A 509-nucleotide genomic window follows, 5' to 3' on the forward strand; every position below is an offset into this window, starting at 1 on the left:
GCGGAAACAAATGAGGAATTTTTACTGAAGCTGTTTGAACGAGAAGTGCAGCATCGAGATGAGAGAAGGATAAATTTACTACTAAAACAGGCGACATTGCCGAAAATTCCAAATAAACCTTATGATTGGCGGGAGATTCAACTAGCCCCAGGCATCACAAAAGATTATATTTTAGAAGGTGAGTTTACGAAAAATCAGGAAAACCTTATCTTCTATGGCGGAGTGGGAACCGGTAAAACATTCCTTTCCACTCTCATCGCCCTCAATTTGATGAAAAAACAAGGAAAAAGAGTGAAGTTCTATACGGCCGCCTCCATTGTCAATGCTTTATTGGAGGCCAATGAAAAAGGTGACCTTGGTAAATTTCTCAATCAAATCGAAAAGTTGGATCTCTTGATTCTTGATGAATTGGGCTATATTCCATTGCATAAACAGGGGGCAGAGTTATTATTTCAAGTTATTTCCATGTGTTATGAAACCAAAAGCATCATTGTGACAACCAATTTACC

The 509-nt window shown here is 38.5% G+C and carries 1 protein-coding gene; it reads left to right on the top strand.

Annotation, left to right across the window (positions count from 1 at the left end; translation table 11 throughout):
- The coding region (locus ACFPOH_RS10725; RefSeq protein ID WP_390309623.1) for an ATP-binding protein at nt 1-509 on the top strand (509 nt) is incomplete at both ends.

Source organism: Ureibacillus suwonensis, assembly GCF_042655065.1.
Classification (GTDB): Bacteria; Bacillota; Bacilli; order Bacillales_A; family Planococcaceae; genus Ureibacillus; species Ureibacillus suwonensis.